Source organism: Amycolatopsis sp. NPDC049253, assembly GCF_040678995.1.
Taxonomy (GTDB): domain Bacteria; phylum Actinomycetota; class Actinomycetes; order Mycobacteriales; family Pseudonocardiaceae; genus Amycolatopsis.
On sequence record NZ_JBFAQX010000018.1, the window covers coordinates 128,207 to 150,794 of the forward strand.

The window sequence follows — 22,588 nt, forward strand, 5'->3', positions numbered from 1 at the left end:
GGTCCGTCGCCTGTTGCGGTTGGTGTCGTCGGAGCCGGGATGTGCGGCAACGAGACGTAGTGGCACATCGGGCGTCCCGCAGCGTACGGGGTACTGACGATCACTGCGCCCACCCGTGCATCCTGCCGCGCACGGCAGGGCCAGCTCCAAGCGAGCCCCGCCGCACTCACCGTTCGACGCTCGGTAGGTTCGCAACCGCGTGACAGAGCCCGCGACGGCCGAATTCACCCATGGCCGGTAGCGCTGCGGCCGAACCCCTTGCGTGTCTGACCAACGCGGCGGCCTCAGCTGATGGTCAAGCCGCTGTCGACCGGGATGATCTGCCCGGTGAGGTGGCTCGCCTCGGCCGAGGCTAGGAAGACCGCGAGTTCGGCGATGTCGACCGGGTACACGTTGCCTAGAACCTGCCGGGATTGTGCCTGCTGCACATGTTCGCCAGTCTGCAGCGCCTGGATCCGAGGGGCCATCGTGGCCCCCGGTGCGATGGCGTTCACCCGAATCCCGGCTGGGCCGAAGTTGTACGCCATCGAGCGGGTGAGCGCGGACACCCCGCCCTTCGCCGCCGTGTAGCAGTCGCGATCCAGCAGCGCCATGAGCGCGGCCACCGAGCTGAAGTTGACGACCGCACCGCCGCCGGCCTTGACCAGCTCCGGAATTCCGAAGCGGCACACCAGGAACGTGCCGAACAGGTCGACACCGATGACGCGCCGGAACTCCTCGATCGAGGCCTCGGTGACCTTGCCGTCCCGCGGCGACGAGCCGCCCGCGACGCTGCAGAGCACCGTCAGCCCGCCGAACCGCACGGTGGCTGCCTCGACAGCCGCACGCACCTGCTCTTCCGAACTGACGTCGCACTTCAGGGCACAGGCCCGCCCTTCGCCCACCGCGTCGCCGAGCACTCCTCCGTCGCCTCGAGATCACGATCGACGGCAACCACCCGTGCACCTTCTTCGAGAAACCTATGGCAAATTTCGCTGCCGATTCCGCCGGCCGCTCCGGTGACGAAAGCGATCGCGTTCTCCAACCTGCCCATTACGACACCCCTATACCGAGCCAAATTTCTCGTGTTGGCTCGCCAGTTATCCGCTTCACGCGTCAGTACCGGCTCCGTGTTCGGCCGGGCGCAACGCATTGATCACCAACTCACCGTAACGGCGCCAGGTCGCCTCTCCACCGACGTTCAGGCGCATCAACTGCAGGACCGCACCACACAGAAGGACGCGAAGATCCGTAACCGTGGCATCCGACCGGAGGTAACCGACCGAGCAAGCGGCCGCGAGCAGATCAGCCAACAGGTCGAGAATGCGCGTGGACGAAGCGCCCACACCGTCCGCGAGAACCTCGGCCATCAACCGGTTGTCCGAAAGCAATCCGAACAGGTCAACGACGTAATCATGAAACGCACGATCGGGCTTCGGCTCGGCGAGCGCGGAGACGGTGCGGTCCTCGAGATCTTCGAAGTACTGCCGCGCAATGGTCTCGACCAGGTCATCCTTGGTCGGGAAGCTACGGTAAATCGTGGCTTTCCCGACGCCGGCCGATCTGCGACCTGCGGCACCGTGCCACCAAGGCCGTGTTCGGCGAACACCGCAGCGGCCGCGTCGAGCACCCGCTCGTAGTTGCGGCGGGCATCGGCCCGCAGCGCGCTCACGCGGCGCGGCTCGTGGGCACGTCGAGCACCGTGGCGATGCGGCCGAATGCCCAGTAATACCCGCACACCTGCAAGACCTCGACGATCTCGCGGTCACTGAGCACATCGCGCACCGCGGCGAAGAGCTCGTCGGACACCCTCGGCTGCGCGAGGACACTCGCGGTGAACTCCAGCAGCACGCGATCCTCCGGCGCCGCCCGATGGAACTCCCCGCGTGCGATCATTTCACGCTCAGCCGCGGTCACCCCGGTCGCTTCAGAAATCGACTCGTGCTGCTCCGCGACGAACTCGCTTGCCGTCCCCGCCGCGACGGCGAGGATCACCAACTCCCGCCGCCGCGGCGACAGTTCAAGGGACGTGAACTGGGCCTGCGCCTGCTGAATGAAGAGCCGAACCGTGGCGGTCGAGTGCGCCATCATCTTGACCATCGGGTCGGGCGGATAGTCGGCGAGGAACGCTTCGACATCCACCGGCAGCCCGACCGGGTCAGCGAGCCGCGTCATCCTGCGCCTCCTCCCGAGAGAAGCCTGCTTCGTTGATTTTCAGGAATCGTCCGTCGGTCGCGTATCGGCCAATGAGGTTGATCTCCGCCCGCTCGCCCCCGCCGTCCTCGTTCGTGATGTCAAGGATGTGCCGCTCGCTGTACCGATCGCCATCGCGGAACTCGTCGAGCACCTGGATCTCACCGCTCGCGATCTGCTCTCGCGCCCGGGCCGCCATGGCCGCGAACTCGGCCCGCGTCTTCGCCTGACCACTGTTGCGATGGGTGTAGCCGGGCGCGAAGTAGGTATCCATGGCTTCGTCGACGGACAGCCGCTGGCTGAAGCAGAGATCCCTGAGAGCGTCACTGAAATTTAAGCAGCTCATGCCATGACGCTATATGGACCCATGGGTCCGGTTATCTATTGGTGGCGTACATCATGTTGAGGTGCGGTGAGACTACGGAGGGCGCAACCACCGTCGGGAACATGTCAGGTGCAGCCAGCTCGAGCAAAGCCTGCAACTCCGGCAATCCGTGGCGCCCTCGGACGACAGCCGGCCGTGTACACCACACGCCAAGGACTGAGCGGCATCGGTCTGTGAGGCGAATCCGTGGCGCCTGCGGGTGCGGCGGCTCCATTGTGGCCTTTGTGGAGTTCGGTCTGGAACGACCAGCTTCCGTGACTGGAACTCCACATTCCGTTGGCGCGCTTGCGCTTCGAGCATTGGGTGCCGAGCTGTTTCTTGGTGCAGGGTTGAGTGCAGGTGCAGCGTTTGTACGTGGTGCCTTTGACCGTCATCGCGGATTTTCCTTTCCCGCAATCCGCGGGTGTCGCTTTCGGGCACGGGCCATGGACGCTCCGTTCGCCGCAGAGGACACCTGGAACCGTTCTGCCGCACGCGCGACCGGCCGTTCCTGGTCCTCGTCGACGATGATCTGGGCCAGTTTCAGGCGGGCGAGTGGGATCAAGGCTGCGTTAGCGTGGACAACGAAGACCTTCGGTCAGCGGGGTGGATGCCGTCAGACAGCTCCACACCACACCGGAGGTCTTCGCCCATCAAGATCAATCAGGCTGTGTCGCCACCACACGACCAACTCTCTGATCAGTACAACTAGCTGAGGTGTGTCAAGGTTCTTGGACGGCCCTCTGAGCTTCCCCCCGAACCGTGGAGGGCTCCTCTATGCGGCTCGGTTGGCCGCGGTGGTCTCGTAGTCGATCGGGGATTGCATGTCACAGGAACTGTGGCGAGGTCGTCGATTGTAGAATTCAACGAACCATTCAACAATAGCCTGTTGTGCTTCTTTTCGGGTTTTGAACTGATGGCGAGATAGCACTTCGTGTTCCAAGGTTGAGAAGAACGACTCAGCCGCGGCGTTGTCGAAACATGACCCGGTCCTGCCCATCGACTGTCGAATACCGAGCTTGTTACAGAGCACAGTGAAATCGGGTGCGGTGTAAGTAGAACCGCGGTCGGAGTGGAAGATCACACCGGCCACGCGTTCTCTTCCGCCGCGGGCGGCGACGGCCATTTTGATGGTCTCACCTGCGAGTTCAGCGTCCGGATGGACGCTGGTGGCGTAGCCGAGCAGCCGGCGGGAGAACAGATCGATCGCCGTCGACAGGTAGAGCTTGCCCTCGTCGGTCGGGATTTCGGTCATATCGCCGACCCACTTCGTGTTCGGTGCCGGCGCGGTGAAATCCCGTTTCACCAGATCCGGGAACGGCACCGCCCGCTTGTCCGGCCGAGTCAGATTCTTCCGCCGCTTCTTCGTTCGGGCGACCAAGCCTTGGCGGGCCATCGAGTTCGCCACCGTCTTCTCACTCACCACCCACCCCGCAGCACGTACATCAGCGTGAATACGCGGTGAGCCATGCAAGCCATGGGAGGCCTCGAACGCCTCCGCGACGGCCGCGTCGACCTCCGTCCGCCGCTGTTCGGCCAGCGTCGGCGTCTGCTGGTGTCGACGAGAGTTCCACGTGGAGAACCACGATTCCGACACGGTCAGAGCCCGGCAAGCGACAGCGTGCGGCACGTCGTGGGTGGTCCTCTGGTCGGCGATGAACGCGGCCAGGCTCACCGCGTCGCCTCCTTCACCCACCCGACCACGGATCGCTTGAGGACATCGCGCTCCATCCGCAGCTCGGCGTTCTCCGCCCGAAGCCGGGCCAGTTCAGCCCGATCGTCGCCGCTCAGGCCTTCACTCTCGCCACGGTTGATCTTGCCCTGCTTGACCCAGTTGGCCAGAGTTCCGGCATGAATCCCCAGGTCAGCAGCTACTTGGGCGATCGGTTTGTTCGTCTCGCGGACAATCCGGACAGCTCCTTCACGGAACTCCCGGTCGAACTTCCGCCTCTTCTCGGGCATGACACATGATCCTCATAGTCCATGCCTCCACGATCCTGGGGGAAGCTCACTCGATGGGTTCCCTCAGGTCGCGCTCGCGGTGAGGTGATCACGGTAGGCCTCGACCGGGGTGCGGTAGCCGAGGCCGCTGTGGCGTAGTTTCCGGTTGTAGAAAACTTCGATGTAGTCAGCGACAGCGACCTGCGCACGGACCCGGGTCGGGAACATTTCGCGGTGATACATGCCTTGGGCCTGGATGAACTCCACTCACCGGCGGCGAACCAACTCTGCATACCGGCTTGCCACATCTGGTGGCCCTGCGCGTTCCGCCGGGTTCTCCGTGCGGATGACCTCCAACGGCGAGCGCGGCAGCGAAGTCCTTCCGCACTGTGCCGAGGCGGGCCTTGGCGCATCAACTTCTCGATCTTCGGCACCACGTCCGAGGAGCTCGCCGCAGTCCAGCACGACCGCTACCGCAACATCGAACGCGCAGCACGGAAGCTCAAGGCACTGACCGACGCGATCAACGCCGCACTCGCAGCGGACATCGGCGTCAACGCCAACATCGTCGTTCCCGACCAAAGCCACATCGACCGCGTGCACCGCCTCCTCGACGAGTACTCCCCACGGCTGTCCGTCCGACTCCTCAACTCGCTCGACTGCGGGGAAACATCCATCCGCGCGATCGAGACAGCACTTGACCAGCGCGGCGCTGTGCCGGAAGCGCGCTACCTGACAGCCGGCGTCTCCGGCGCACGCACGGCGTACCGACTACCAGGCGGCCGGCGGGTGTTCTTCAAACAGATCCGCCGGGTCCGGCTACCGACGACGTGCGCAGGCTGCCTCTTCAACAACGACACCGACTGCCAAGAGGGCTTCTACGGCGTACGGCTCTACCGCGACCGCTCCGGCCTCTACCAGTTCGGCTTCTGCATCCAACGCATGGACCTGTGCCGACCACTCGATGAGTTCCTGCGATCCGACCTGCCCGAAGAGATCCTCGCGCTTCGCGCCCGCGAGGTCGCCGAGCTCGAAGCAGCAGGTCGCTAGGCTCCACACCACCACACCGAAGGAGACACGCCAGCGCCGATCGAGCACGAAGCCAAGATTCTCGACATCGACCCGCAGACAACCGCGGCACTCATCCTGGACAAGGGCGGCACACAGGTCAGCGACACGCGGCTCATGCCCCGCCACGTCTACGACATCACGCCAGGAGACCAGTCGCAGCGGATCCGGCTACTACTCGGCTTGCTGGGCTTAACTCCCAAGTCGCATCAGGAGAACCGCCGCACCAGCTTCGAACTCGATGGCGTACAGCTCGAGATCGACGAGTGGCCGCGGATCCCGCCGTATCTGGAGATCGAGGCTGGCCCGGCAACGGACGTCATCCGGATCGCCGGTCTCCTCGGCTACACCGAGGACCAACTGACAAGCGAGAACACGACCAAGGTCTACAGCCACTACGGGATCGAGCTAAGCACCATTGAAGTGCTGACGTTCTAGCAGGAACCCCGGCAGGGCGCATACGCTCGGATTCTCGCCCGCGCAGGAAGATGAGATCAGCGCGCTGATACGGCAGCTCGCGCCCGTCGGTGTGGCCGACGCCGAGCAGCAGCGGGTCCAGGCACAGGTGGACGAGATCGCAGCGGTGGTGTCGGAAGCGAACGCGACACCCACGACGCGGCCGATCAGACACCAGCGCAGGTGACTCGGCAGAGCGCTCCTAGCGGGCTGTTTTGCATAGCTGGTGGGGGACTGTCAAGCCGGGTCACGCGCATCGATCCCCCGAGTTTCGGGCCATGATCTGAGGAACGCGGTTTCTGCTACATGGTTTCCTTGCCATTAGTGGATGGTCGCGACGGTCCCCAGCCCTCACCAGAACAGGTGCGTGCGTTCGCCGGCGCAGAACCGGCGCGCGGCGACGAACAGCCGCAGGTAGAGCGGCGACCCCGTGCGCACGCTGCCGGAATGATCAGTGGATGCGCTCGGCCGGTGGGGTGCCGTCGTGGCGGGCACCCCGGTGCAGGCACCGCTGTTGTGGTGTCTGCGCACCGGGGTGTGCCCGCGCAGGTCAGTTGTTGAGGAAGTCGAGCACCTGGCGGGCGAAGATGTCGTGGTACTGGAAGATGCCGCCGTGGCCCGAGTCGGGGTAGATCGCGAGCTTGGCGTTGGGCAGTTGCCGGGCCAGGTCGAGGGTGCCGGGAGTGGGCCACATGGCGTCGTGGTCGCCGTTGACGACCAGCACGGGCTGGGTGATCTCGGCCAGGCCGGCGTCGGTGGTGCTCTGTCCCCACGCGGCGAGCGCGGTCAGCTGGGCGCCCACGGCCTCGTCCGAGATCGGGGTGTCCCGGTCCTCGGGGGTGCGCTGGTCGAGGCGGGCCAGGAACGCGTTCGCGGCGTCCTGCCCGGCGGACGAGGGTTCGAAGAACAGGAAGTGCTTGGGGTGCTTGCCCTGCTCGCTGGCTTTCTGGAACGCCTCCTGCAGCAACGTGCCGGTGACGGCGGGGCCCTCACCACCGGCGGGAGTGGTGGCGGCCAGGACGATCCGGCGGACACGGTCGGGGGCTTGGCGGGCCACGACCTGGGCGACGATCCCGCCCAGGGAGTAGCCGAGCAGGTCGACGGTGTCCAGTCCCAGCGCATCGAGGAAAGCGACCGTGTCCGTGGCCATGGCCTCGAAAGTGTCGGGGGTGACACCGCCGGAACGACCCACGCCGCGCAGGTCGACCAGGATCACGCGCCGCTCGGCCGCGAGACTGTCGATCAACGCCGGGTCCCAGTCGTCGAGGACCGCGGTGACGTGGTGCAGCAGCACCAGCGGGACACCGGCGCCGGTGCCGAGCTCGCGGTAGGCGAACGGCGTCCCGTCGACGTTCACGGTCGTGGTGGGGGCAGTGGTTGCGGACATGACCTGGGGTTCCTCTCTCGTCCCGATGCCCTCGCGGCGCCGGTAGTGATAGAATAACCATCGTTATATAACGACCGCTACCCCATTGGGGCGGATGAGACCCACAGCACAGAAAGGAATACGAGATGAGGTACTCCCCGGACCACAAAGCCAAGGCCAGGGCAGCGATCTTGCAGCAGGCGGCCGGCACGCTGAAAGAGAAAGGCTTCCACGGCGTCGGGGTCGACGCACTGGCCGCCGCGGCCCACGTCACCTCCGGCGCGCTGTACTCGAACTTCGACGGCAAAGAAGGACTGCTCGACCAGGTCGTCGCCGCCGAACTCGGCAACCGGTTCGCCACCGTCCCCCACCCCGACCCCGACGAACGACGCCGGCGGCTCAGCGATGTGCTGCGCCTCTACCTGAGCAACGAGCACCGCACCGACCCCGCCAGCGGCTGCGTGATGCCGGCACTGAGCGCCGACGTGGCCCGCGCGAGCGACTCGGTTCGCGAGACCTACCGCCACCACATGCGGAAACTGGTGGACACCCTGGCCCCCGCCCTGCACGGCACACCCGAGGAACAAGACAACCAAGCCTGGACCATGATCGCCACCATCATCGGCGCCATCACCATCGCCCGCGCACTACCCCCCGGCGACGACGCCAACACCGTCCTCGATTCCACCCTCCACTCCCTCCTGCAGACCATGAACGACCGGCACTGACTCGCGTCAAGACCCAACCCAACCGCTCCGCGCAACCCGGCGAGATCGGACACGACGACAAACCGGGACCACCTCACCGCAGGCACGCCGCAGCGCAGGAGGCTGCGGCAGCGGGCAGCTCGAACGGAGTGCGGGGAGTGAGGTAGCCACTTCGCTTTTCGAGGCAGCTGGATGAGCGGTACACGAGACCGAAGTTGATCGCCGTTACTCACGCGGCATGAGCGAGGAGATGAAGCTCGCGGAGGCACTGGCGCTGCGTGCTGGCGCGGCGAAGCGGATCGAGCAACTGCGCACGAGCCGCCGTCCGAGGACGCGGCCGAGCTGCTCAACGAGGCCGGGACCGTCCTCACCGAACTGGAGGCGTTGATCCGGCGCATCAACCGGCCCAACGCGCAGAGCCCGTTCGGCGACGGCACCGTCACCGACGCCCTCGCCCGCCGCGATGTGCTGCGCCTGCGCCACGCCTTGCTCACCGGGGCGGCCGATGCCGCGGCTGGGCGCGGGCAGGGTGTCGGGCGCCAGCTGCGGTCCGAGCTGAGGCAGCTGGCCGCCCTCCCCGTCTCCGAGCTGCGCGAGCAGGCCGACCGCGTCGCCCTCGAGCTGCGCCACCTCGACATCGACATCCAGCGCACCAACTGGGAGGCCGATCTCCTCCACTGACCGGCGGCACGGAAGCGGGTAACCGCCCGGGGAAAGAGAACACAAGCCGAAGACCGGCGGCCAATCCAGCCCCTGGCGCGTGGCGGGCAACGCAGGGGTTCGATTCCCCATTCGACAGCGCAGCCCAGCACCGCGCACAGGTGACCGCGCACGCGGCACACCTCACCACCACGTGCTGGGTCCTCGGAACGGTGAGGGCGGGTAAGGGGCTTTCCGTGTCACGGCAGCGCCAGGGGTAGGGCGCCGGCTCTCGACGGACCACGCGATCGTGATCTTGGCAGCGACCGACTCCGGTGAGGCAGGCGTGGTCCAGGGCTTTGAAAACCTTCACTCCCGCCACAGTCACGGGGCCGGAGGAGACGGCGGTTCCAGCGGCCGAGGCGGTGACCTGAGCTTGTCGTAGATGCGGGCGAGGTGGCTTTCGACGGTGCGGGGGCTGAGGAACAGCCGTGCGGCGATTTCGGGGTTGGTCTGGCTGTCCTGGACGAGGCGGGCGATCTGGGCTTCCTGGGGAGGTGAGCGTGCTGAGGGGTTCGGCGGGCGGGTTCGGACGGTCGCGCCGGTGGCGTGGAGTGCGCGGGCGGCGCGTTCGGCGAAGCCGGCCATGCCCATGGTGGTGAACTGGTCGAGCGCGGTGCGGAGCTGTCCGCGCGCGTCGCCGCGGCGGCGTTCGCGGTGAAGCCACTCGCCGTAGACCAGGTGTGCCCACGCCAGTTCGGGCCGGCGACGGGTGTGGCAGAGGTGTTCGATGGCGTCGCGGTAGGCGTCCTCGGCGGCCGGCCCGTCGGCCAGCAGCGCGCGCGAGCGGGCCTGGACGCCCAGCGCGAACTCGGTGCGGGTGGCCCGCAGCAGCGGTGCGAACCAGGACAGCGTGTCGGCAGCGGCGTCGCGGGTCCCGGCCCGGACGGCCGCCTCGATCGGCTCGGCCGCACCCCATTGGGAAACGAACCGCTGGTCCGGATCGTCGAAGTCGACGAGCTGCCGGCCTGCCGTGAGCGCGTCCTCGTAGCGGCCGAGCCCATTGCACGGCACCGCGTTCGCCCACGTCGCCACGCCCACCGCCGAGCCCTCGCCCCGCGCGGTCGCACTCTTGACGGCCGGCTCGTTCACGGTGTGGAACTCGCCCTCTCGCCCCTGTCAGGCCCTGAGCAACAAGCCGCCGTAGGAGGCGAGCTCGATTCCTGTCGCTTCCACGATCGCGTCGCTTTCCTCGAGCAACGGCTCGGCCGCGGTCAGCTCCCCAGCGAACACGCTCCCGCACACGTGCGAATGCAAGGCGACGGGAGCTCGGCGAGCGCGCCGGTGTCGCGGCCGACCTGGACGTGCCGGCGGGCGACTGAGTTCGGTCGCAGGAAGCATGATCAACCAAGGGCTTCATCCGTGACCATCAAGTTCCTGATCACCCAGTTCAGACGTCAAGACTCAAGCCAGACAGCGATTCGAGAAACGTTGGTTGCTGCGCTTCCTATTTCCCATGCGTCAAGGACGCTCGAGCCAAGCCGGCCCCATGAAGATGTCAAGGTCGGCAGCTTGGTTCCAACCCGACGTGGGCGCAGGAGTTGATCTATGGGTCGCGCAGTGTGCGGCTTTTCATCGGTTGCCGTCACGTTTGCGCGCTCTGCGAAGATATGGTCCATGATCGGAGAATCGCCTTTCCTCACGCAGTTCTCACGGCCTATGCGACGTGTTCGACGACACTTCTCTCGTCAAGTCTGCCAGTCGATTTCCGGGGTACCGTCGTTGACGTCGGGGCGCGCCGACGGAACAGATTCAAACTGTATTGAGGAGGAGATCAAGATGGGTTGTTTCAAGCCGGTTCACCGCGACCGTTACGACTCGCGGCGCAACGACCACGACCACTCCCGGCGGTACAACCGCAACCGTCGCTACGGTCGCTGATCCTGTTCTGATGGTCAGGACAAGCAAGTCCTGATCCCGAAAGAGGAGAGGGGCCGGCGCGTCGAAGGCGCCGGCCCTCACTCTTTCCCCAACCCGGCCGGCCAACCCGCAGTCGATGGAACAACTCGAAACGAGGTGTGCGTGACCGCCATTATTCCCGCGGCGAGCGACAGCGGCACCTACACAAACGACGCGGAAAGCCCCACGAAGCCGGCGTCGGTACGTCAGGCATTCAGGAGGTTCTGGCCCTATGTCCGCGCCGAACGCCGTCTGCTGCTGCTGGCCATTCTATTGCTGGTGATCAGCGCGGTCGCGGAGACCGTGGCGATCTGGACCTTCGGTGTGATCATCGACGATGCCTTGACCACGGGCGACCTCTGCGGGTTCTGGCGGCCCGCCGCGATCTGGGTGGGCATGGCCGCAGTCGGGGGCTTCGCCTCGTTCGGAGGCGGCCTCCTGACCTCCTGGGTGTCAGAGCGGTTCCTGCTTCGCCTGCGCGACGCCGTATACGCGCACCTGCAACAGCTTTCCCCCGACTTCTTCGCCCGGCATGACACCGGTGACCTGGTGGCCCGGGTGACCAGTGACATCGAGATGGTCGAACAGTTGACCGCGTCCGGGACGATCGAAACCGTCAGCGCGATCGTGACCGCGATTTTCTACGCCGGCGCGGCACTGATCGTATCTTGGCACCTGGCACTCGCGTCATTTATTCTCGCCCCGCTGTTCGGACTGGCGGCACGGTCGTTTTCGAAAAGAATCAAGACAGTCTCCCGCGACGAGCGCGACTACAACGGCATGATCACCGCTGCGGTCCAGGAAAGCCTGACGAACCTGCCCCTGGTGCAGGCCTACAACCAACAGCAGACCGAACAACAGCGGCTGCACGCACACGGCGCGTCCTGGATGCGAACCAAGGTGCGCGAAGCACGGGTGTCCGGAGCGTACGCACCGTTGGTGGACATCACGGAGGTCACGGCGTTGCTGCTGGTGGTCGGCGCAGGAATCTGGGAGATCAGCCAGCATCACCTGACCCCGGGGGGCGTGCTGGCGTTCACCGCATACGTCGGCTATCTCTATCCTCCCCTGCGCCAGCTCGGCTCTCTGACGATCATGGTGAACGCGGCCACGGCGAGCTCCGACCGCATCTCGGAATTGCTGAGCACAAGACCGACGGTCGTCGACCACGCGGGTGCCCACGTGCTGGCCCACTCCCGTGGCGAGATCAGCGTGGACCGGGTCAGCTACCGCTATCCTGAGGCCGACCGGCCCGCGCTGACTGAGCTGTCGTTCACGGTCCGCCGTGGCCAGTTGGTGGTGATCACCGGGGCCAGCGGCGCCGGCAAGTCGACCATCACAAAATTGCTGCTGCGCTTCGCCGACCCGTCTTCAGGCAGTATTCGGCTCGACGGCTTCGACCTGCGCGATATCACCACCGAATCGCTGCGCGAACAGGTGACCCTGGTGCTGCAGCAGACCCAGGTCTTCCATGGCACCGTGCGTGACAACATCGCCTACGGGCGGCCCTTGGCCACGGATTCCCAGATCGTGGCCGCGGCGGTCGCGGCGGACGCCCACGAGTTCATCTCCGCCCTGCCGGAGGGGTATCAGACCGTGCTGGACGGCTCCGGCCAGCGGCTCTCCGGTGGGCAGCGGCAACGGCTGGCGATCGCCAGGGCCATCGTCCGCGACACCCCGATCCTGGTCCTGGACGAGCCCACCGCCGGGCTGGACGCGCGTGCCGTCCAGCGCGTGATCGAACCACTGCGCCGGCTGGCCAGCGGCAAGACGACGATCCTGATCAGCCATGATCTGTCCCTGGCGCCGGCGTCAGATCACATCCTGATGTTGGACCACGGCCGGCTGATCGAATCCGGTCGGCATCAAGACCTGCTGGACCTTGGCGGACCGTACGCCAAGCTGTACGCGCAGCACCGGGCTGAAGCGAAAAACCCACCTACGTCGCCATGGGCACTGGTGGGCTCGCAGGCAAAGCCGGAGGCTGGTGGTCCCCAGACGACCGACCCTTCCATTGTCCACGGTTCCGTGACAGCCGCGCGAGGCGAAGGCGGGCGGCGTCCGGGGATGGAACCCGTCCGCTGGCGGATACAGGGCCAGCTTTTCGACGCAGAGGACGGCCACCGTTCCGCTATTTCGTAGTGACTGGGGAAGAATGAATCGATCTCCAGGCACGGGTTGCTTCCGCGCCGGCGGTGAGTACCAGTGCTCACCGAAACCGGTGCAGCTGTGCGACTGAACATCGACGAACGTCCTCAGGCGCGCCGGACACGCGGCCGCTCTAGGTCCGCAGAGCCGCCTGCCACGCGGTGACAGCGCCGAAGAGCGCGAGCAGCTCGACCAGGAGTCCACCGGCGGCGCCGTATACCCCGAACTGCCACACCATGCCGAGCCTCGCGTCTTCCGACGCCGGCAATTCAACCCTCCCCGAAAGAGGCCGCCAACGCCCACGCCGTTACATCTCGCTCAGAACCGAATCACCGGGGCCAGCAGGGGTGGAGACCATGGCCGCGCAGCGACGTCGAGACGGCTCATGTCGATGTGAGCCCCCTGGCATCGGCCCCGGGGAGAGCTGACATCGCGTCATTCGTCGCCCTCATCGCCCTGCCCCGATCACCGACGGCGTAGGAGCCGAGCAACTCGAGACCGCTTGCGCATCTGAGCCATGTCCACGGCCGATGGCGATTCCTCGGCGGCGGTAGCCCGGCGCGGCAGTGTCGAAGCGACCCCTGCGGGGAGCAACACGAGCCTGCGACCTGCGGTAGTACGCGGTTTGCCTGGTCGAACCGCGTGTCACACTTCCCTGACACGGAAGAGGTCACTGGTTCAATCCCAGTATCGCGCACCAACTGAAACCGCAGGCCAGAAGCCCTGTTCCTCCTCGGAGGGGCAGGGCTTCAGTCGTCAGATGGCGATGATCCGGCGATGGCCCTAGGTGTGCTGTTCGGGCACGTCGGTGACGTGGCGACACGGTCTTGATGATCTTGATAGGGGTGAGGACCCCGGGTTTCGGTGTTGATCACCGCAACCTGCACCGACTCCCGGAGGCCCTCATGGTCCACCGTAACGCCCCGTTGACCCCGACCGGCAGGCTCCGGTTGGCGCAGTGTGTCATCGATCAAGGCTGGTCACTACGGCGCGCAGCTGGCGGTTTCAGGTCTCACACACGACTGTTGCTCGCTGGGCCGGACGGTATCGAAATGTCGGCGTTGCGGGGATGATCGATCGCTCCAGCCGGCCACACCGCAGCCCAACCCGGACGTCCGACGCCATCGAAGCCCACGTCCTCACCATGCGCCGCGAGCACAAGATCGGCCCGGTCCGGCTGGCCGCACGCTGCGGGATCGCCCCCTCGACGGCCCACGCGATACTGCGCCGCCACGACCTGCCACCCCTGGCTTTCTGTGACCGCGCCACCGGCGAACCAATCCGCCGCTACGAACGCGCACGTCCCGGCGAACTCGTCCACGTCGACGTGAAGAAATTCGGACGCATCCCCGACGGCGGCGGCCACAAAACCCTCGGACGGGCCCAAAGCCGCCACCACCGCAGTGGCATGGGCTACGCGTTCCCGCACACCGCGCTCGACGACCACTCCCGCTTGGCCTACACCGAAATTCTCGACGACGAAACCGCGGCCACCTGCGGCCAGTTCCTCCGCCGAGCCAGTGCCGGGTTCGCCAGCCTGGACATCACCGTCGAACGCGTCCTGACCGACAACGCCTGGGCCCACCGCAAAACCACCTGGCAAACCACCTACGCCCAGCTGAACATCCAACGCCGCTACACCCGACCCTGGCGCCCGCAGACCAACGGAAAAGTTGAGCGGTTCCACCGCACCCTGCTCGACGAATGGGCCTACCACCAGCCCCACCCCTCAGAAACCGCCCGTCAACAAGCGTTCCCCGACTGGCTCGACTGATACAACTACCAGTAGTGCAGCGGCTGCCCACAGCGAGATTGTCCGGGAACCCCACTCTGAGAAAGCCAGCAAAGACAGTGGCGAGGCTGGCCGATGCCTGCTGTCGCACGGCGCGTATGGCCGAGGAAGAGTGGGTGACCATGACCGACGTGTGGACGCTCGAAGTAGACCGCAACCTTGCCCAGCTGATCCGGACCTGGCGCGGCGAAGGTGAGAAGACCTGGCGGAGTATCGCCGCCCTGGTGACCGAGCACCTCGGCTTGCCCCACAGCACCAACCAAGCCGCCGGTCAGCAGCTCTGCGAGAAGGCTGCGCGCCTGCTCGGCGAGGACCCGAACCGGGATCCATGGAACTAAGAAGCGGGCGGTGACGGCTGCTCGCCTTGATCAATCCGGCGTCGAGCCCAGTCTCAATAACGATCGTTGGATTCCATCTCGCCGAGCGTGCCGACGCTCGCGTCGCGGACGACCAGTGGCGTGCTTCGTAATCGGATGGCCGTTCGGTCCATGTTCGGACAGGATTTTCCCGTGCAGCATGCTCTCCTGGGACTGGCCGAGAACGCGGCGCTACCGCCCGAACTGATCGATCGACTCATCTCGTCCGCGGATGCGGAGCTGGCCGAAGCCGTGGCCGGGCGACCGGACCTCAGCAACGCCCATACGGCCTGGCTGATGCGCTTCGAGGATGCTGCCGTACGGCTCGCCCGCGAGGGGCGGCGTACAGTCGACGACGTCGATCCGCTGGCCCAGCCGCGTGTGGCGCTCGCCCTGCTCGAAGAGGGTTCTGGCAGGCCGGAGTGGGCGTATCGTCTTGCCGCCGATCCGCTGGTGGAAACCCGGGAGAGACTGGCCGCCTGCCCCGCCCTGCCACACGAGGTAACGCAGACGCTTGCGTCGGATCCCGATGTCCGGGTGGTCGCGGAGCTCGCGCTCTGGGCGCCGGCAGACATCGCCAGCCAGCTCGCGACGCATCCGCATGCCGACGTTCGTCGCTCGGTGGCGGCCAACGAAGCGACGCCGCCACCGGTGCTGGCGTCTTTGCTGACCGGCGCCGGGCTGCCGCCCGCACGCTCCTGCGCGGTTTGCGATCAGGAGCCGGTCCCCTTCGTTCACGATCCGAACTGTGAACGGTCTGACTGCTCGCTGCCGCCGGGGGCTTCCTGCGATGGCTCCCACGAGTCCACTGTGTTCGAGATCCAACAGATGGCCCTTCGGAACCCAGCTACCCCGGTCGACGCTGTCGCGGGTTTCGCCGGCCATCCCTCGACCTTGATGCGCGTGGAGCTGGCGGCCCGTAGTGATCTGCCCATCCACGCGTACTTGCGGCTCGCCGAGGATCCCGTGCCGTGGGTACGGGCAACGCTTGCGGAAAACCCCTCGATCGGCGAGAGCCTGATCCGCACCCTGGCTACCGATCACGGGCACGACGTCCAGCGTCGGCTTGCCCACCATCCAAACGTGCCGCTCGACGTTCTATCCGACGTTGCCGCCGCTACCCGGATCGGCTCGGCGCTGCTGCCGCGCATCGCATCAGCCACTCCGCACGAAGTGGAGGAGATGGCCGGGGCAACGAACCCGGCTGTGCGGATGCTCCTCGCCCAACGACGTGACCTGCCACCTGAGATCCGCGACATGCTGGCTGAAGATCCCGATGCGAAGGTGGTGAAATCCATCGCGCCGCATCCGGGCCTGTCCGACATGCAGCTGCGCGCGATGGTCGCCCGACACGGCGGCCGGGTGATTGCGAAGGTGGCCACCAATCCGGACGCGACGGCGAAGCTGCTGGAGGATCTCACGCAGCACCAGCCGCCCGTGCAGAAGGTGTTCCGAGAGGTCGCCCGGCACCGCAACGCGACGGCGGCGGCGTTGCTGGCGTGCCTCACCGATCGCCAGGCCAGGCCGTTGGCCGCCCGCCATAGTGCCCTGCCACCCGCGGTGATCGTCGGACTGCTCGACGACGAAGACTGGCAGGTGATGGAAGCAGCGGCGGCTAACCCATCGCTGCCGTATTCCGCGATGTCAGAGCTGGTTCTCTGATCGGCGCGGGGCCGAACCAGCAGACGATTCAGCTCACCCGGAACAAGACGCGTGACTCCAGGTCCAAGCGCGTGGTGGGGGGCCAGTGTCGGCGGCGCGAGGTCGACGACCCAAAGGACGGCCGCGCTCGCGCAGGACGGCGTGCCCCGCGTGATCACATCCCTCAAGCGGTTCGCCGAAGGCATCGACTCCGAAATGGCCGGGTTCCTCGACATGTTCCCGCCCTCCGATAGCGAGACCGGTTCGGGCGGCGCCCCAGCCGGCGCAGCGGACCCCGTCCGTCCGTTCCTCACGTGACGACGTCTGGGCGCGGCCATCGGCAGTTGCACTGTCTCGATAACGATCGTTCGCGAGACACATATGACTGGTCGGCGTTTCCGCAGGAGAGATCTGTAGCGCATGCCGTGTCCGCACCAATGTCACGTTATCGGGGCCTCCGACCTGCTGTCGGCCAACCGGGCGGGCCATCGGCTCGGACCAACCAAGCTCGACCGGCTCGGCCCGATCGCTCGGCGCCGTGCTGCGCTTCTGTCGGTGGTGCATGGCATTCTCGCGCGATGGACGACAGAGACCTGCTCACCCCCGATGGGCCGAAGGCGAGCTGATGCCCTGTTGGGTCGGGCTTGAGCACGCCGAGGTTCCCGCGTTCGGTCGAGGGCAGCGCGGCCGGCATCGGCGACCAGGCCGTCGAATGCGCCGGCCAGCTCGACTGCCGCGGCCACTTCGCCATCGCCGCCGCGTTCGACGTGATCGCCGGCGCATTCGCAGACCTGCTCGCCGACCAGGCCCACCTCGGCGACACGATCAGCTCAGGCCGGTGAGGCGTTCGGGGGCTTCGGTTGCTCGCCGGTTCCGGTCGGCGCCGCTGGATGGCTGCTTTCGGTTGCGGGGTGCGGCGTGGTGATCCAGCGGGCGGCGAGCAGGCCGGATGCGGCGGTGAGGATGGCCGCCGCAATGACGGTGGTGCTGAGGCCGAGGGTGTCGGCGAGGATGCCGGCGAGCAGGGCGCCGACGGCGTAGCCGGTGTCGCGCCAGAAGCGGTAGGTGCCGAGGGCATTGGCGCGCCAGGAGGGGTGGGCGTGGTCGGAGATCGACGCGATGAGCGTCGGGTAGACCATGGCCGTGCCCAGGCCAAGCGCGATGGCGGAGATGATCCCGGCGAGCAGCGGATCGGCGAGCAGGACGAGCGCGAGCACGAACCCCACGGCTTGAACGAGCATGCCGGTGACGATGAGGGGTTTGCGGCCGATGCGGTCGGAAAGGTACCCGCTGGGGATCTGGCCGAGGCCCCACAGCAGGGGGTAGAGCCCTTTGATGAGACCGACGGCGGCGAGGCCGAGTCCGTGCTGGGTGAACAGCAGCGGGAACACGCCCCAGGTGAGCCCGTCGTTGAGGTTGTTGACCAGGCCCGCCTGGCTGGCGCCACGCAGGGATCGGTTCTGCCAGGTGGTACGGGCGAACGTGGCGGCCAGACCGGCGGATTGCGCACCGCCGGCGGACGGGGGGTGGTGGGACAGTTCCAAGGCGACGTGCGCGGCGGTGTCGCGCACGACAAGGGACAGGCCCAGCCCCGCGGCGACGAAGACGACCCCGATGACCTCGGGGACGGGGCGAAGGCCGTGGGTGGCGGCGAGATAGCCGGTCAGTAGTGCGACGGCCCCGACCGCGACATAGCCTGCGGCTTCGTTGAGGCCGGTGGCCAATCCGCGGCGAGCCGGCCCGACGAGGTCGATCTTCATGTTGACCGTCATCGACCAGGTCAGCCCCTGGTTGAGGCCGAGCAGGACGTTGGCCGCGATGATCCAGCCCCACGAGGGCGCCCAGGCGAGGGCGAACGGCACGGGGATGCCGATCAGCCAGCCGGCGATCAGCAGCTGACGGCGGCGGAACCGGGCGGTCAAAGCTCCGGCAGCAAGGTTGGTGAAGGCCTTGGTCATGCCGAAGGCGATGATGAACGAGAACACGGCAAGGTCGCTGGTCAGGCCGAAAACCTCCGTGCCGATCAGGGGCACGGTCGTGCGCTCCAGGCCGACCAGCCCGCCGACGCAGACGTTGACGATGACCAGCAGCGTGAATTGGAGCCAGTTCTCGCGCAGGCCCAGCCGCACCGCCGTGGTCACGACGGCTCGGCTCCTACGGTGAGGCGCAGGTCGTGGGCGCGGACATAGTCGTCGGGACCCCCGTCGAGCACCGTGAGGTCGGTGCGCCCGGCGCGCTCGAGGAGGCTGGCGGCGGTCATGGCACGTTCACCGTGCCCGCACGCCACAACAGCGCCGGACGGGACGTCGGCGGCGTGTGCGGTCAGGTCGCCGAGTTCGAGGTGGATCGCGCCTGGCACGTGACCGGCGCGGTACTCCGGCGCCTGACGAACGTCCACATAGGATCGTTCCGGGGCACGAATGGCGGTGGCAAAGGCAGTGTTGCGCACCGCGCCGCGCTCCTCCGTCCAGGCGGCGATGCCGCCCGCCAGCTGCCCGGCCAGTCGTTCGTACCCGATTTTGGCGGACTGCCAGGCGATGTCGGCGGGATCCTGGTCGGGGTTGAGGACGAACACCAGCGGGGTGGTGTCGGGCAGCAGCCAGCCCAGCCATGTCGCGAACTGCTCGCGCAACGGGATGGACACCGCGCCGGGGATGTGGGCGGTGGCGTAGTCGGCCGCAGGGCGGACATCGACGACGGTTGCCCCGTCCGCGAGCAGCGCCCGCACCGCGGCGGGGCTGAGCGCAGCGATCGGCGGAGTGCCGGCCAGGATGGCCGGTCCGCGCCGGTTCGCTTCGGCGAGGCGGGTGAAGTACGCCGGATAGGTTCCCAGCCCGGCGAGCAGATCATGGACGAACGCGTCCTCGTCGGGTGCCGCCAGCAACGGGTTGGCGCGCTTCTGCTCCCCGATGGTCGACGTGCGTTCACTGCCCGGCGGGGCCGAGCAGAACGATCCCGCGCCGTGGGTGGGCCACACAGCGACGGCGTCGGGCAGGGTGATCAGGCATTGCAGCGACCGGTATTGGTCACGGGCCAGTTGCTCGGTCCGTGCTGGGCCGAGCAAGTCCGTACGAGCCGCGGAGTTGACGATCAGCGAGCCGCCGGTGAACACGCCGAGTTCGCACGCGCCGTCGAGCAGCAGGAACGACAGGTGCTCGTCGGTGTGGCCGGGGGTCTCGAGGGCCCTCAGTGTCAGGCCGCCGAGATCGACCTCGTCGCCATCGGCCAGCGGGGTGTGGTCGAACAGGCGACGTCCCGCCGCGGAGGCGAGCACCGTCGCTCCCGTGTCGTGGCCGAGCTGCACGGCGCCGGAGAGGAAGTCGGCGTGCAGGTGCGTGTCCGCGGCGAAGGCGACCCGCAGACCACGCCGTCGCGCGGCCGCGTGGAGGGTGCGCAGATCCCGGGACGCGTCGACGGCCAGCGCGCTGCCATCGCCCAGATCCACGAGGTAGGCGCTGTTGCCGAGTCCTTCGTCGACCAGCGGGAACAGGTGATCGTCGGTGAAGCTCACAACGTTCTCCAACCTCGTGGAGGCGGCACTCGACCGTCCCTGTGCGTGCCGCCTGGCGTGCCCGTTGTCTGATATACATTAATCCATAGATTTATGGAGGATGGGAAGATGGCGGACAACACCGCGACCGATCCGGACGGTGGTTCGGTGAAGGCGGCGGCCAAGGGGCGGTTGTACGAGGCGTTCGCGGTCAGTGGGAAGGCGCTCGCCAACGGCAAGCGCCTGGAACTGCTCGACCTGCTGGCGCAGGGTGAGCGCACCGTGGATGCGCTCGCCTCCGCGGCGGGGCTGAACCTGACGACGGCGTCAGCGCATCTGCAGACCCTCAAGCAGGCAGGCTTCGTCGCGACCCGCCGGGACGGGGTACGGGTGCACTATCGCCTCGCCGGCGAGGACGTCGCGCAGCTGTTCGCGTTGCTGCGCACCGTCGCCCAGGCCCATCAGCCGGCGGTGGCGCCGGCGCGTGAGGCCTACCTCGGTGCCACGCCCGACGAGGAAATCACCCGCGAGCAGTTGCAGGTGCGCGCGGCAGCGGGGGAAGTAGTGCTGCTGGACGTCCGGCCGGTGCACGAGTACCGGGCGGGTCACATCCCGGGCGCGCTGAGCATCCCGGTAGAGGAGCTGGCGGACCGGATCAACGAACTACCCGACGGCGCGGACATCGTCGTGTACTGCCGGGGCGAGTACTGCGTGCTGGCCTACGACGCGGTGCGGCTGCTGACCGACCGCGGCCGCCGCGCGGTCCGGCTGGACGACGGCATGCTGGAGTGGCGCCTGGCCGAAATGCCCGTCGACACCGGAGACCTCGCATGACCGAACACGCAATCCCTGCGGCCGACACGACCGGACCGCACCCGGGGTTGGCCGGTGGGCCGGTCTACCTGGACTACAACGCCACCACGCCGGTTGACCCGCGCGTCACCGAGGCTGCGATGCCGTACTGGACGACCGCGTTCGGCAACCCCTCCAGCGACCACCGCTACGCCGCGGAACCCCGCCGTGCTCTGGCCGCTGCCCGGCACCAGGTGGCCGCGCTGGTCGGAGCGGCGGCGAGCGAGATCGTGTTCACCGCGTCCGGTTCGGAGGCGAACCTGCTGGCCCTGCGCGGCGCGGTGCTCGCCACATGTGGAGGGGACACGCACCTGATCGTGCAGGCGACCGAACACCCGGCGGTACTGCAGACCGGCCGCGCACTCGAGCGCCTGCACGGCACCCGCGTCACCGTGCTTCCCGTAGATCAGCACGGATTCGTCGACCCCGCCGCACTCGACGCCGTGCTGCGCACCAGCGCGCCTGCGGAGCAGACCGTGGTATCGATCATGGCCGCCAACAACGAGACCGGGACGATCCAGCCCATCCCCGAGCTCAGCGAGATCGCACACCGCCGGGGAGCGCTCGTGCATTGCGACGCCGCGCAGGCCTGCGGCAAGATCCCGGTCGACGTCGACCGGCTCGGCGTCGACCTGCTGACCATCGTCGGGCACAAGATGTACGCGCCCCGCGGCGCGGCAGCCCTCTACGTACGGGAGGGCGTGAGGCTGGAACCCGTCGTGTACGGCGGCGGCCAGGAACATGGCCTGCGCGCCGGCACGGAGAACGTCGCCCTGGCGGTCGCACTCGGCGCCGCGGCTGGCCTCGCTGCAGACGACCTGACGTCCGGCCTGCCCCAACGCCTCGCCGGGCTGCGGGACGAGCTGCACCGGCAGCTGGCCCGCGCGCTGCCGGGCCGCGTGCACCGCAACGGGCCTACCGCCGCGGACCGGCGCCTGCCGAACACCCTCAACATCAGCATCGACGGCACCCGCGGACACGACGTCCTCGCCGCCGCACCCGCCATCGCCGCCTCGACCGGATCCGCCTGCCACAGCGGGGTGCACTCACCCTCCCCTGTGCTGACCGCCATGGGCATCGGCGCCGAGCGAGCACTCGGCACGCTGCGCCTGACACTGGGCCGCTGGAGCACCCCCAGTGACGTCGAGACCGCAGTGCACGCGCTCACCCCGCAGGACCACGCGCGGTCTTGAACCGGCCCTCGAATCGGTTGGACCATCCGCTGGCGCTAAAGCGTGGCTCAGAAGGGCCAGTGGTGTCCGAAGCGCGGGGCCAGGCGGCGGTCGAAGCCAGCGGGTCAGCCACGCGGGGCGTACATGATGACCCCGACACCGGCGAGGCAGATGAGTGCTCCGATCACGTCGAAGCGGTCGGGGCGGTAGCCGTCGGCGATGACACCCCACAGCAGGGAGCCGGCGACGAACACGCCACCGTACGCGGCCAGAATGCGGCCGAAGTGGGCGTCGGGCTGCAGGGTTGCGACGAACCCGTAGAGGCCGAGGGCGATGATCCCGCCCCCGATCCACAGCCAGCCGCGGTGGTCGCGGACGCCTTGCCACACGAGCCAGGCACCGCCGATCTCCAAGATGGCGGCGAGCACGAACAGCCCGATCGAACGCAGCACGAGCACGAACAAC

26 protein-coding genes and 2 pseudogenes are annotated in these 22,588 nt (G+C 67.4%); 12 read left to right on the top strand and 16 right to left on the bottom strand.

All coding sequences use genetic code 11. From position 1 onward, the window contains the following. Positions 1–284: 284 nt before the first annotated feature. The 8 genes and pseudogenes from AB0K15_RS32475 to AB0K15_RS32510 all read right to left on the bottom strand — a co-directional run. The gene (locus AB0K15_RS32475) at positions 285–899 is read right to left on the bottom strand and encodes an SDR family oxidoreductase (RefSeq protein WP_364059040.1); all 615 of its coding nucleotides are present in this window, start codon (positions 897–899) and stop codon (positions 285–287) included. Then, a complete protein-coding gene (locus AB0K15_RS32480; RefSeq protein ID WP_364059043.1) occupies positions 857–1,132 on the bottom strand; it encodes an SDR family NAD(P)-dependent oxidoreductase in 276 nt (91 codons plus the stop codon). Before AB0K15_RS32480 ends, AB0K15_RS32475 begins: the two co-directional genes overlap by 43 nt. After that, the gene (locus tag AB0K15_RS32485) at positions 1,089–1,757 is read right to left on the bottom strand and encodes a TetR/AcrR family transcriptional regulator (RefSeq protein WP_364059046.1); all 669 of its coding nucleotides are present in this window, start codon (positions 1,755–1,757) and stop codon (positions 1,089–1,091) included. The genes AB0K15_RS32480 and AB0K15_RS32485 overlap by 44 nt, the downstream gene beginning before the upstream one ends. Continuing rightward, the gene (locus tag AB0K15_RS32490; protein WP_364059049.1) at positions 1,648–2,154 is read right to left on the bottom strand and encodes a hypothetical protein; all 507 of its coding nucleotides are present in this window, start codon (positions 2,152–2,154) and stop codon (positions 1,648–1,650) included. Before AB0K15_RS32490 ends, AB0K15_RS32485 begins: the two co-directional genes overlap by 110 nt. Then, positions 2,138–2,518, bottom strand: coding sequence for a nuclear transport factor 2 family protein (locus tag AB0K15_RS32495; protein ID WP_364059052.1), 381 nt, complete (start codon positions 2,516–2,518; stop codon positions 2,138–2,140). The genes AB0K15_RS32490 and AB0K15_RS32495 overlap by 17 nt, the downstream gene beginning before the upstream one ends. Before the next feature lie 793 nt (positions 2,519–3,311). Next, complete coding sequence (locus AB0K15_RS32500) at positions 3,312–4,211, bottom strand: IS3 family transposase (RefSeq protein WP_364059055.1); 900 nt, start codon at positions 4,209–4,211, stop codon at positions 3,312–3,314. Then, a complete protein-coding gene (locus AB0K15_RS32505) occupies positions 4,208–4,498 on the bottom strand; it encodes a transposase (protein ID WP_364059058.1) in 291 nt (96 codons plus the stop codon). Before AB0K15_RS32505 ends, AB0K15_RS32500 begins: the two co-directional genes overlap by 4 nt. Before the next feature lie 63 nt (positions 4,499–4,561). Further along, a pseudogene (locus AB0K15_RS32510) lies at positions 4,562–4,720 on the bottom strand (IS3 family transposase); the annotation flags it as partial. Between the two features lie 3 nt (positions 4,721–4,723). Here AB0K15_RS32510 and AB0K15_RS32515 point away from each other — a divergent pair. Together AB0K15_RS32515 and AB0K15_RS32520 are read left to right on the top strand one after the other, a co-directional pair. Then, on the top strand, positions 4,724–5,527 hold the full coding sequence (locus AB0K15_RS32515; protein WP_364059061.1) for a hypothetical protein: 804 nt from the start codon (positions 4,724–4,726) through the stop codon (positions 5,525–5,527). A 135-nt stretch (positions 5,528–5,662) separates the two neighbouring features. Then, positions 5,663–5,983, top strand: a complete 321-nt coding sequence (locus AB0K15_RS32520) for a hypothetical protein (RefSeq protein ID WP_364059064.1) — start codon at positions 5,663–5,665, stop codon at positions 5,981–5,983. A gap of 369 nt (positions 5,984–6,352) precedes the next feature. Here the strand turns inward: AB0K15_RS32520 and AB0K15_RS32525 are convergent, their stop codons facing one another. Then, entirely contained in the window at positions 6,353–6,496 is a 144-nt protein-coding gene (locus tag AB0K15_RS32525; protein WP_364059067.1) for a hypothetical protein, read from the bottom strand. A 55-nt stretch (positions 6,497–6,551) separates the two neighbouring features. Next, positions 6,552–7,388 (bottom strand): alpha/beta hydrolase, encoded by an 837-nt coding sequence (locus tag AB0K15_RS32530; RefSeq protein ID WP_364059070.1) that lies wholly within the window; start codon positions 7,386–7,388, stop codon positions 6,552–6,554. Between the two features lie 125 nt (positions 7,389–7,513). On the opposite strand from AB0K15_RS32530, the gene AB0K15_RS32535 reads away from it, so the two are divergent. Both AB0K15_RS32535 and AB0K15_RS32540 read left to right on the top strand, forming a co-directional pair. Then, positions 7,514–8,095, top strand: a complete 582-nt coding sequence (locus AB0K15_RS32535; RefSeq protein ID WP_364059073.1) for a TetR/AcrR family transcriptional regulator — start codon at positions 7,514–7,516, stop codon at positions 8,093–8,095. A 354-nt stretch (positions 8,096–8,449) separates the two neighbouring features. Beyond that, on the top strand, positions 8,450–8,755 hold the full coding sequence (locus AB0K15_RS32540) for a DIP1984 family protein (RefSeq protein WP_364059173.1): 306 nt from the start codon (positions 8,450–8,452) through the stop codon (positions 8,753–8,755). Positions 8,756–9,097: 342 nt separating this feature from the next. On the opposite strand, the gene AB0K15_RS32545 is transcribed toward AB0K15_RS32540, so the two are convergent. Together AB0K15_RS32545 and AB0K15_RS32550 are read right to left on the bottom strand one after the other, a co-directional pair. After that, positions 9,098–9,865 carry a helix-turn-helix transcriptional regulator gene (locus AB0K15_RS32545; protein ID WP_364059076.1) on the bottom strand — a complete coding sequence of 256 codons (768 nt, stop codon included), beginning with the start codon at positions 9,863–9,865 and terminating at the stop codon, positions 9,098–9,100. Positions 9,866–9,892: 27 nt separating this feature from the next. Continuing rightward, positions 9,893–10,018 (bottom strand): hypothetical protein, encoded by a 126-nt coding sequence (locus AB0K15_RS32550; RefSeq protein WP_364059079.1) that lies wholly within the window; start codon positions 10,016–10,018, stop codon positions 9,893–9,895. A gap of 777 nt (positions 10,019–10,795) precedes the next feature. Here AB0K15_RS32550 and AB0K15_RS32555 point away from each other — a divergent pair. After that, positions 10,796–12,814 (top strand): ABC transporter ATP-binding protein, encoded by a 2,019-nt coding sequence (locus AB0K15_RS32555; RefSeq protein WP_364059082.1) that lies wholly within the window; start codon positions 10,796–10,798, stop codon positions 12,812–12,814. Positions 12,815–12,953: 139 nt separating this feature from the next. Here AB0K15_RS32555 and AB0K15_RS32560 read toward each other — a convergent pair whose 3' ends face one another. Beyond that, positions 12,954–13,088, bottom strand: coding sequence for a hypothetical protein (locus AB0K15_RS32560; RefSeq protein WP_364059085.1), 135 nt, complete (start codon positions 13,086–13,088; stop codon positions 12,954–12,956). 637 nt (positions 13,089–13,725) lie between these two features. Here AB0K15_RS32560 and AB0K15_RS32565 point away from each other — a divergent pair. The 5 genes and pseudogenes from AB0K15_RS32565 to AB0K15_RS32585 all read left to right on the top strand — a co-directional run. Beyond that, positions 13,726–14,591 (top strand): annotated as a pseudogene (locus AB0K15_RS32565) (IS481 family transposase); the annotation flags it as partial. Positions 14,592–14,728: 137 nt separating this feature from the next. After that, positions 14,729–14,950, top strand: a complete 222-nt coding sequence (locus AB0K15_RS32570; protein WP_364059088.1) for a hypothetical protein — start codon at positions 14,729–14,731, stop codon at positions 14,948–14,950. 66 nt (positions 14,951–15,016) lie between these two features. Further along, positions 15,017–16,630 (top strand): hypothetical protein, encoded by a 1,614-nt coding sequence (locus tag AB0K15_RS32575; protein WP_364059091.1) that lies wholly within the window; start codon positions 15,017–15,019, stop codon positions 16,628–16,630. A 150-nt stretch (positions 16,631–16,780) separates the two neighbouring features. Beyond that, positions 16,781–16,927, top strand: coding sequence for a hypothetical protein (locus tag AB0K15_RS32580; RefSeq protein WP_364059094.1), 147 nt, complete (start codon positions 16,781–16,783; stop codon positions 16,925–16,927). Between the two features lie 326 nt (positions 16,928–17,253). Continuing rightward, entirely contained in the window at positions 17,254–17,451 is a 198-nt protein-coding gene (locus tag AB0K15_RS32585; RefSeq protein WP_364059097.1) for a hypothetical protein, read from the top strand. Here AB0K15_RS32585 and AB0K15_RS32590 read toward each other — a convergent pair. Then, on the bottom strand, positions 17,440–18,750 hold the full coding sequence (locus tag AB0K15_RS32590; RefSeq protein ID WP_364059100.1) for an MFS transporter: 1,311 nt from the start codon (positions 18,748–18,750) through the stop codon (positions 17,440–17,442). The genes AB0K15_RS32585 and AB0K15_RS32590 overlap by 12 nt on opposite strands. Beyond that, positions 18,747–20,120, bottom strand: a complete 1,374-nt coding sequence (locus AB0K15_RS32595) for an MBL fold metallo-hydrolase (RefSeq protein WP_364059103.1) — start codon at positions 20,118–20,120, stop codon at positions 18,747–18,749. Before AB0K15_RS32595 ends, AB0K15_RS32590 begins: the two co-directional genes overlap by 4 nt. A gap of 108 nt (positions 20,121–20,228) precedes the next feature. On the opposite strand from AB0K15_RS32595, the gene AB0K15_RS32600 reads away from it, so the two are divergent. Beyond that, positions 20,229–20,933, top strand: a complete 705-nt coding sequence (locus AB0K15_RS32600; protein WP_364059106.1) for a metalloregulator ArsR/SmtB family transcription factor — start codon at positions 20,229–20,231, stop codon at positions 20,931–20,933. Then, positions 20,930–22,144, top strand: coding sequence for a cysteine desulfurase family protein (locus tag AB0K15_RS32605; RefSeq protein ID WP_364059109.1), 1,215 nt, complete (start codon positions 20,930–20,932; stop codon positions 22,142–22,144). Before AB0K15_RS32600 ends, AB0K15_RS32605 begins: the two co-directional genes overlap by 4 nt. Positions 22,145–22,248: 104 nt before the next feature. Here AB0K15_RS32605 and AB0K15_RS32610 read toward each other — a convergent pair whose 3' ends face one another. Next, a complete protein-coding gene (locus AB0K15_RS32610; protein WP_364059112.1) occupies positions 22,249–22,581 on the bottom strand; it encodes a YnfA family protein in 333 nt (110 codons plus the stop codon). Positions 22,582–22,588: the final 7 nt, after the last annotated feature.